Raw genomic sequence first — 8,894 nt, 5'->3', positions numbered from 1 at the left:
GCCCTGGCGGCGGCCGGGTCCAGGTAGTCGCCGCCGCGCTTGAGGGGGGCGAAGTCGTCGTCCAGCTCGTAGACGAGGGGGATGCCGGTGGGGATGTTCAGGCCGACGATCTGCTCGTCGGAGACGTCGTCCAGGTGCTTGACGAGGCCGCGCAGGGAGTTGCCGTGCGCGGCGACGAGGACGGTCTTCCCGGCGGCCAGGTCGGGGACGATCGAGTCGTACCAGTAGGGGAGCATGCGGTCGACGACGTCGGCGAGGCACTCGGTCCGGGGGATGAGCTCGGACGGGAGTTCGGCGTAGCGGAGGTCGTTGACCTGGGAGAGGGGGTCGTCGTCCTTGATGGGCGGTGGCGGGGTGTCGTAGGAACGGCGCCAGGTCATGAATTGCCGTTCGCCGAATTCCTCGCGCGTCTGGGCCTTGTTCTTGCCCTGGAGGGCGCCGTAGTGGCGCTCGTTGAGGCGCCAGGAACGGCGGACGGGGATCCAGAGCAGGTCGGCGACGTCCAGGGCGATGTTGGCGGTGCGGATGGCCCGCTTCAGCAGGGAGGTGTGCACCACGTCGGGGGTGATGTCGGCGTCCAGGAGCAGGTCACCGCCCTTGGTCGCCTCGCTCTCGCCCTTCGCGGACAGGTCGACGTCCACCCATCCGGTGAAAAGTCCTTCCGCGTTCCAGACGCTTTCGCCGTGCCGGAGCAATACCAGGGTCGCCATGGGACCAGAGCCTAGCGGCGTCAGGGCGAATGGCGGTTCGCCGGGTCGGCGAAGGACGCGAAGGCCCGGAGGTTGGCGAGGCTCTCGCCGCGCTTGACACGCCAGTCCCATTCACGCTGGATGGACGATTTGAACCCGCGTTCCAGCGCCTTGTCGAAGTTCTCGTCGGAGTAGGTGAGGACGCAGCCGAGAAGGCGGTCGATCTCGTCCGGTGACACCGACTCCAGGGCGACCCTGCCGACGAGGTGGACGTCGCCGACGTCGTCCAGCGCGAACGCGACCCCGTACATGCGGCCGTTCTTCTCCAGGAGGAAGCGGTAGAAGTCGGCGTGGTTCTCGTCGGGACGGCGGCAGAAGAACGCCTCGACGTGCAGGCTGTGCTCGCCGACGATCAGCCAGGTCATGGTGGCGAGCTTGTGCTGCCCGGGGAGCTTGACGAAGAACGCGTTCGCGCGGGGCTCGTCGAACTCCAGCTCGGCGGCCAGCAGGGTCTTCCTGATCGTGTCGACCGGGTCCGCGGCGCTCATGCGGTGACCTGCGCGGCGTCGCGGGCGGCCGGGATCGGCGAGGTGCGGATGTCCACGGCTCCGGTATACACGTCCAGGAGGTTGTCGACCGTGGCGTCCCAGCCGAAGGTGTGCGCGTGGCGGACGGCGCCGCGGGCGAGGCGGGCGTGCAGGCCGGGTTCGGCGTGGAGGCGGCGCAGGACGGCGGCGTAGCCGGCCGGGTCGTGGCCGGAGATCAGGACGCCGGACTCGCCGTCGGCGACGGCGGTGCGCAGGCCGCCCACGCTGGACGCGACGACGGGCGTCCCGCACGCCTGGGACTCGACGGCGACCAGCCCGAACGACTCGCTGTGGGACGGGACGACGGTCACGTCCGCGGCGCGGTACCAGTCGGCCAGCTCGTGCTGCGGGCTCGGCGGCTCGAACCGCATGACGTCGGAGATGCCGAGGTCGGCGGCCAAATTCTGCAGGCCCTCGGGGCGGCAGAGCCCGGAGCCGCTCGGGCCGCCGACGACGGCGACGACGAGCTTGCGGCGCAGGGACGGGTCGTCGGCGAGCATGCGGGCGACGGCGCGCAGGAGGACGTCGGGGGCCTTGAGCGGCTGGATGCGGCCGACGAACAGCAGCACGTACGCGTGGCGGGGGAGCCCGAGGCGGCGGCGGGCCGGGCCGGTGCGGTGCGGGAGCAGGCCGGTGCCGCGGGCCAGGGACGACTCGGGGTGGAACATCGACAGGTCCACGCCGGGGCTGACGGTCGCGACCCGCGAGGGGTCGGCGCCGTACAGGCCGACGAGCTGGTGGGCCTCCTCGGCGGTGTTGGCGACGAGCTGGTCGGACGACGCCACGACCTGCTCCTCGCCCAGGACGCGCTCGGCCGGTTCGGGTTTGTCGCCCTCCGCGAGGGCCGCGTTCTTCACCTTCGCCATGGTGTGCATGGAGTGGACGAGCGGGACGCCCCAGCGCTGCTTCACCGCCCACCCAGCCTGACCGGACAGCCAGTAGTGGGTGTGCAGGAGGTCGTAATGACCTGGCTCGTGGGCCGCCTCGGCGCGCTGGATGCCGGACGTGAAGCCGCACAGGTGCCGGGGCAACTCCGTCTTGTCCAGCTCCTCGAACGGCCCCGCGACGACGTTGCGGACGAGGACGCCCGGGGCCAGTTCGACGACGGGCGGCATCGCGCGGCTGGTCGCGCGGGTGAAGATGTCGACCTCGACGCCCCTGGCGGCGAGGCGCCTGGCCACCTCCACGATGTAGACGTTCATGCCGCCCGCGTCGCCCGTACCCGGCTGGTCGAGGGGGGAAGTATGAACACTGACCGTCGCAACTCGGCTGATACGACGCGACACCGGACACCACCTCCGGTAGTGCAACCTATCGACCGCGTTACCTGTTCCCTCAACATGGGTGACAATCGTGACTTCTCGCCGCAGTGACGGACCTCACCGGCGACCCTGCCGCCCGCCTGGAACGCCGGTACCTGGGAGGCTTGGGCATGCGTAAGACCGCGGTAGTGACCGGAGCGAGCAGCGGGATCGGAGCGGCCACGGCCCGGCGCCTGGCCGCGGAGGGGTTCAACGTCGTGCTCGCCGCGCGGCGCCGGGACCGGCTGGACGCCCTCGCCAAGGAGATCGCAGACAGCGTGCCGGGCGCCGGGAAGATCGTGCCCGTCACCCTGGACGTGACGTCGCAGGAGTCGGTGGACGCGCTCGCCCAAGCCCTCGGCGGCTGCCATGTGCTGGTCAACAACGCGGGCGGCGCCCTCGGCCTCGACACCGTGGCGACCGCCGATCTCCGCGAGTGGCAGGCGATGTACGAGAGCAACGTCATCGGGCTCGTCCGCGTGACGCAGGCGCTGCTGCCCAAGCTGATCGAGAGCGGCGACGGCCATGTCGTCAACATCACCTCGCTGGCCGGGCACGTCCCGTACGAGGGCGGCGGCGGGTACAACGCGGCCAAGTTCGCCGCCTACGCGGTGAACGACGTGCTGCGGCTCGAACTGGTCGCCGAGCCCGTCCGCGTCACCGAGATCGCGCCGGGGCTGGTGAAAACGGAGGAGTTCTCGCTGGTCCGGTTCCACGGGGACGAGGAGAAGGCCGCCAAGCCGTACGAGGGCGTCCCCGAGCCCCTGGTCGCCGACGACGTCGCCGACTGCGTCGCTTGGGCAGTGACGCGTCCGGCGCATGTGAACATCGACCGCATCGACGTCCAGCCGCGCGTCCAGGCCGCGCCGCACAAGCTCCATCGCCAGTAGGCGGGCTCAGACGGCGGGCGCGACCGCCGTCCAGGGAAGGGTGATCTCACCGAGCCGCCAGCGGTTTCTGCCGCCGTGGGGCGGACGGGTGACGACGGGATGGGTCCGGGCGAGGAGGGCGACCGCCTCGGCCCAGCGGGCGCGCGGGCCGAACGCGGAGTGCGGGGCGGCGGTCGCCCAGCAGCGGTCGAACGCGGTCAGCAGCGCGTGGACGGGCTCGCCCGGCACGTTCCGGTGGATCAGCGTCTTCGGCAGCCGTTCGGCCAGCTCGGACGGGCGCGCCAGCGTGGGCAGATGGGCCGCGAACGTGATCGTCCGCGGGCCGTCCGGGGTGAGCGTCGCCCAGACCGCGCGGCGGCCGATCTCGTCGCACGTCCCCTCGACCAGGACACCGGACGGGTCGAGGCGCGCGGTGAGCTCGTCCCAGGCGCGCCAGGCCGCCGCCTCGTCGTACTGCCGCAGGACGTTGAACGCCCTGATCAGGACGGGCGGCCGCGGGACCGGCAGCTCGAAGCCGCCGCGCCGGAACGACAGCCCGTCGAGGGGGCCGTCGCGGGCGAGAAGGGCGTGCCCGGCGGCCACCCGGCCGGGGTCGATCTCGATGCCGATGACCTCCAGCCGCGGCGACACGGCGCGGAGCCGGGTGTAGAGCTCGACCGTCGTGACCGGGGACGCGCCGTAGCCGAGGTCGACGGCCAGGGGGCGCGGGCCGGAGCGCAGCGGACGGGTCTGGGTGGCGGCGATCCAGCGGTCCACGCGGCGCAGCCGGTTGGGGGCGGTGGTGCCGCGGGTCACCTCCCCCCGCGGCCGCTGCATGGGGGGCACCGGCCAATTCTTCCGTGCCGTCCGCCATGCCCCGTACGCCGCCGCCTCGCATCCTCCCCGTCTGAACGAAATTCCGTTCGGGTCTGTCCGGCCGGTGGTGGGGCGGGAGATCCTGGCGAAATGCCGGATCTGCACGCCCTCCTCGCCGACCTGGCCGCCGAGGGCGACTCCCTCGACGCCCTGGTCGCGCCGCTGCCCGCCGCGCGCTGGGCGGACGCGACCCCGGCCGACGGCTGGACGATCGCGCACCAGATCGCCCACCTCGCCTGGACGGACGCGCAGGCCGTCGTCGCCGCCACCGACCCCGCCGCGTTCGCCGGGCTCATCGAGCGGGCCCTGGAGAACCCTGACGACTACGTCGAGGCCGGTGCCCGGGAGGGCGCGGCCGAGGATCCCGCCCGCCTCCTCGCACGCTGGCGGGACGGACGGCGCCGCATCATGGACGCGCTGACCGTCTTCCAGCCCCCACCCGCCGCCGATCAATCGACGAGCTCCGCTCGGCCGGCGGCTGTCCCGGCCGGGCGGCGGCTCCCGTGGTTCGGCCCGCCGATGAGCGCGGCGTCGATGGCGACGGCGCGGCTCATGGAGACCTGGGCGCACGGCGAGGACGTCGCCGACGCCCTCGGCGAGCGGCGCACGCCCACCCGCCGCCTCCGGCACGTCGCGCACATCGGCGTCCGGACCCGCGACTTCGCGTTCCGCAACCGCGGCCTGGAACCTCCCGCCGATGCGTTCCACGTCGTCCTGGAGGGCCCGGACGGCGACGCGTGGACGTGGGGCCCGGCGGACGCGCCGCAGTCCGTCAGCGGCCCCGCGCTCGACTTCTGCCTGCTCGCGACGCAGCGGCGGCACCGCGACGACCTCGCGCTCACCGCTATCGGCGCGGACGCCGACCGCTGGCTGGACGTGGCCCAGGCCTTCGCCGGCCCGCCCGGCCCGGGCCGCGCCCCGGCGACCACCTGAGCGTCCGGCGTCCGGTCACGTTCAGGCGGCCCGATCAGGGACATGTCTCCGGGTATGACGATTCTCATCGCCTATGACGGGTCCGACGACGCGCGGGCCGCGATCGAATACGCCGCCCGCAAGGTCAAGCCGGAGCCGGCCGTGGTCATGACGGTGTGGGAGCCGCTGCTGGCGCAGCTGGCGTGGGCGCCGCTGGCGGCGGCGACGCCGCTGGCCGGCGAGCCGGAGCCCGGCGAGAAGTTCGAGGAGGAGCGGCAGGCGGAGCGCCTCGCCCGGCAGGGCGCCGACCTCGCCGCCGCGGGCGGGCTGACCGAGGTGACGACCCGCGCCGAACGCGGCGACGGACCGGTCTGGGCCGCCATCGTGGACGTCGCCGGCGAGCTGGACGCGTCCCTCATCGTCACCGGTTCACGCGGCCTCGGCGGCGCCCGCTCCATGATCTTGGGGAGCGTCTCGACCCGTGTTCTTCATCACGCCGGGCGTCCGGTCCTCGTCGTCCCGCCCACGAAGGGCCAGGACTGACGGGCGGGGGCCGTCAGGCGGGCGTCAGGGTGTGGCGAGGGCGCGCTCGAAGGCGGCGTAGGCGTCCGACGTGAAGAGGACGAACCGCGCGTCGGTGACCTTGCACGGCGTCGAGCGGACCGTGGTGACCGCGATGCGGGCGGCGTCGTCCATGGGCCAGCCGTAGATGCCCGCCGACACCGCGGGGAAGGCGATCGACTCGACGCCCAGCTCGTCCGCCACGCGCAGCGCCTCCCGGTAGCAGGAGGCGAGCTGGTCGGAGCGGTCGTCGGAGGCCGAGTAGACGGGCCCGACGGTGTGGATGACCCATTGCGCGGGGAGCCGTCCGGCGGTCGTCGCGACGGCCTGCCCGGTCGGAAGGCCGCCGCCGTACTGGGCCGCGCGCAGCTTGCGGCAGTCGTCCAGGATCTCCGGGCCGCCCTTGCGGTGGATGGCGCCGTCCACCCCGCCGCCGCCGAGGAGCGAAGAATTGGCCGCGTTCACGACCGCGTCCACCTTTTGCTCCGTGATGTCGCCCCGGACGAGAGAGATCTTCATGTCCGCCGCTCCTCCGCTGTGGCCCGAACCCGTCAGAAGAGAAGAATTCTCACCCGCGCCGTGCGCGAAACGCGTTCGGTTGCTTCCCGGCGGTACGCTCATGGCGGACGGGACAACTGGGGTGGTGAAGCCCGTCCGATTCGTCCGGCTGATGCCGTGGGGGGCGCCCGAACGGGAGGGCCGGGCGTGACCGCCCGCAGACCGACTACCTATCCTGCCGTCGAGACGACCACAAAGGCGTGCAAGTCGTGGAGGTACCCCCTTGAAGATTCTCCTCGCCGGAGCGACCGGAGTCGTCGGTCGCCGGCTGATCCCGCTGCTCGTCCAGGCGGGCCATGAGGTCGCAGGGACGACACGCCGAACCGAGCGCGCCGGCGCGCTCCGCGACCTCGGCGCCGCGCCGGTCGTCGTGGACGTGCTCGACGCCGCCGCCGTCCGCGAGGTCGTCGCCGCCGAACGTCCGGACGCGGTGATCCACCAGCTCACCGATCTCAGCGACGAGAACTTCGCCGCCAACTCGCATCTGCGGATCGTGGGCACCCGGAACCTGGTCGACGCCGCCAGGGCCGCGGGCGTCGAGACGATGATCGCGCAGAGCATCGCGTGGCTGTACGTCGCCGGGGACACCCCGGCCGTCGAGACCGACCCGCTGGACACGGCGCTGCCGCCCTACGAGGGCGTCGCGGCGCTGGAGGCGGCGGTCGGCGAGATGCCGCGCGGTGTCGTGCTGCGCTACGGCGCCCTGTACGGGCCCGGCACGTGGTACGCCCCGGACGGCGCCATCGCCGAGCGGGTGCGCGCGGGCACCATGCGCCCGGCGCCGTCGTGGACGTCGTTCGTGCACGCCGACGACGCGGCGTCGGCCGCGCTCGCGGCGCTCGACTGGCCCGCCGGTCCGGTCAACATCGTGGACGACGAGCCCGCGACCACGGCCGACTGGCTGCCGGTCTACGGCGCGGCGATCGGCGCGCCCAACCCGGGCAACGCCGGCAAGCACGCGGCCACGATGGGCCGTCCGGTGTCGAACGCGAAGGCGCTGGGCCTCGGCTGGAAGCCGCAGGTCGCGTCCTGGCGCACCGGCTTCTCCCAGCGGGGCGCCGACCCGAACGGCGCCGACGCGAACGGCTCCGGGCCGGGCGCGGACGCCTCGCGCGTGAACGGCGCCGCCCGGACGCGCTGACCGGACGAACCGGATGCTTCCGGACGGAACGTGACAACCATCATCCGAACTGGAACGAGCGCTTCGCGAGCCCGAACCAGTAGCCGTCGATGACGGATCGCCGTCGCGACGGATCGCCGGTGTGACTTTCCGCACCCGCGCCGAGCGCCATGAACAGGGGCGCGAAGTGCTCCGACCGCGGGTGGGCGATCCGGGCCGCGGGGGCCTTGGCGCGGAAGTCGAGGAGGGCGTCGACGTCGCCGCCCTTCACGGCGCGGTCCGTCCACGCGTCGAACTCAGCCGACCAGGCGGGCGGCGCGGCGTCCGCTCCGCGCGGCATCTCCCGCAGGTTGTGCGTCGTGAATCCGCTCCCGATGATGAGGACGCCCTGGTCGCGCAGCGGCGCGAGGGCCCGTCCGATCTCGAAGAGCCGCGCGGGCTCCAGCGTCGGCATCGACATCTGCAGCACGGGGACGCGGGCGTCCGGATACATCTCCACGAGCGGCACGTAGGCGCCGTGGTCCAGGCCGCGCGTCTCGTCACGGTGCACGCCGGGAATGAGTCTTCCCACGTCGTCGGCCAGTTCGTGGGCGCCGGGCGCGTCGTACCGGACGCGGTAGTAGCGCTCCGGGAAGCCCCGGAAGTCATGCAGCAGCGGCACCCGGCGGGTGGCGCCGATGCTCAGCGGCGCCTCCTCCCAGTGCGCCGACACGATCAGGATCGACGTCGGTTCCGGTAGTTCCGCGCCCCAGCGGGCCAGCTCGTCCGTCCAGACGGGGTCGTCGGCCAGTGGCGGGGCCCCGTGGCTGAGATAGAGCACGGGCATCCTGGACATGTAGCCCCCCTCTTATTTCACATTTGAACCATATTCGAACATAGTTGAAGGTTCAAGTCTTGAGGGTTCAATTATTTGGGTACAGTGTCCGTATGACGGACACGCGATGGCTCGACGCCGACGAACAGGAGACCTGGCGCGCCTTCCTGTGGACGTCGCGCCTGCTCAACGAGGCCCTCGACCGCCAGCTCCAGCGCGACTCCGGCATGCCGCACACCTACTACATGATCTTGGCGATGCTGTCGGAGTCGCCGGGACGCGCCCGCACCATGACGGAGCTGGCCGAGATCGTCCACTCGTCGCCGAGCCGCCTCTCGCACGCCGTCAACCGGCTGGAGGAGTCGGGCTGGGTGCGGCGGACCAAGAACGGCACCGACCGCCGCACCACCGTCGCCGAGCTCACCGACGAGGGCTATGCCGTGCTCGTCAAGGCCGCCCCCGGCCATGTCGCCGAGGTCAGGCGCCACCTGTTCGACCCGCTGACCCGGGAGCGGATGCTGGAGTTCCGCGAGACGCTGCACGCCCTCCTCGCCTCCCTCGACCCGGACCAGGAAGCCCCCTGCGCCCGCGGCGAGGGCTAGCCGCT

The 8,894-nt window shown here is 72.6% G+C and carries 11 protein-coding genes; 5 read left to right on the top strand and 6 right to left on the bottom strand.

Translation table 11 applies throughout. From position 1 onward, the window contains the following. From ETD83_RS20115 to mshA, 3 genes are all read right to left on the bottom strand, one after another. A partial coding sequence (locus tag ETD83_RS20115) for a phosphoglyceromutase (protein WP_138646683.1) occupies positions 1-710 on the bottom strand: 710 nt, incomplete at its 3' end. Positions 711-730: 20 nt separating this feature from the next. Beyond that, positions 731-1,237, bottom strand: coding sequence for a type III secretion system chaperone family protein (locus tag ETD83_RS20110; RefSeq protein ID WP_138646682.1), 507 nt, complete (start codon positions 1,235-1,237; stop codon positions 731-733). Continuing rightward, positions 1,234-2,562: a D-inositol-3-phosphate glycosyltransferase gene (gene mshA / locus ETD83_RS20105; protein ID WP_138646681.1), complete on the bottom strand. Its 1,329-nt coding sequence runs from the start codon at positions 2,560-2,562 to the stop codon at positions 1,234-1,236. The genes ETD83_RS20110 and mshA overlap by 4 nt, the downstream gene beginning before the upstream one ends. A gap of 146 nt (positions 2,563-2,708) precedes the next feature. On the opposite strand from mshA, the gene ETD83_RS20100 reads away from it, so the two are divergent. Then, the gene (locus ETD83_RS20100; protein WP_138646680.1) at positions 2,709-3,467 is read left to right on the top strand and encodes an SDR family NAD(P)-dependent oxidoreductase; all 759 of its coding nucleotides are present in this window, start codon (positions 2,709-2,711) and stop codon (positions 3,465-3,467) included. Between the two features lie 6 nt (positions 3,468-3,473). Here ETD83_RS20100 and ETD83_RS20095 read toward each other — a convergent pair whose 3' ends face one another. After that, entirely contained in the window at positions 3,474-4,283 is an 810-nt protein-coding gene (locus ETD83_RS20095) for a class I SAM-dependent methyltransferase (RefSeq protein WP_138646679.1), read from the bottom strand. A gap of 129 nt (positions 4,284-4,412) precedes the next feature. On the opposite strand from ETD83_RS20095, the gene ETD83_RS20090 reads away from it, so the two are divergent. Next, positions 4,413-5,255, top strand: a complete 843-nt coding sequence (locus ETD83_RS20090; RefSeq protein WP_138646678.1) for a TIGR03084 family metal-binding protein — start codon at positions 4,413-4,415, stop codon at positions 5,253-5,255. A 54-nt stretch (positions 5,256-5,309) separates the two neighbouring features. After that, positions 5,310-5,777, top strand: coding sequence for a universal stress protein (locus ETD83_RS20085; RefSeq protein ID WP_138646677.1), 468 nt, complete (start codon positions 5,310-5,312; stop codon positions 5,775-5,777). A 24-nt stretch (positions 5,778-5,801) separates the two neighbouring features. On the opposite strand, the gene ETD83_RS20080 is transcribed toward ETD83_RS20085, so the two are convergent. Next, entirely contained in the window at positions 5,802-6,314 is a 513-nt protein-coding gene (locus ETD83_RS20080; protein WP_138646676.1) for an O-acetyl-ADP-ribose deacetylase, read from the bottom strand. A 262-nt stretch (positions 6,315-6,576) separates the two neighbouring features. Between ETD83_RS20080 and ETD83_RS20075 the strand changes: the two genes are divergently transcribed. Next, a complete protein-coding gene (locus ETD83_RS20075) occupies positions 6,577-7,494 on the top strand; it encodes an NAD-dependent epimerase/dehydratase family protein (protein ID WP_138646675.1) in 918 nt (305 codons plus the stop codon). A gap of 40 nt (positions 7,495-7,534) precedes the next feature. Here the strand turns inward: ETD83_RS20075 and ETD83_RS20070 are convergent, their stop codons facing one another. Then, on the bottom strand, positions 7,535-8,308 hold the full coding sequence (locus tag ETD83_RS20070) for a dioxygenase family protein (protein WP_138646674.1): 774 nt from the start codon (positions 8,306-8,308) through the stop codon (positions 7,535-7,537). 92 nt (positions 8,309-8,400) lie between these two features. Here ETD83_RS20070 and ETD83_RS20065 point away from each other — a divergent pair, with 92 nt between their 5' ends. Further along, entirely contained in the window at positions 8,401-8,889 is a 489-nt protein-coding gene (locus tag ETD83_RS20065; protein ID WP_138646673.1) for a MarR family winged helix-turn-helix transcriptional regulator, read from the top strand. Positions 8,890-8,894: the final 5 nt, after the last annotated feature.

Source organism: Actinomadura soli, assembly GCF_005889715.1.
GTDB classification, from domain to species: Bacteria; Actinomycetota; Actinomycetes; order Streptosporangiales; family Streptosporangiaceae; genus Spirillospora; species Spirillospora soli.
Note: the sequence above shows the minus strand (reverse complement) of the source record. Positions and strands in the feature narration are given on the sequence as shown.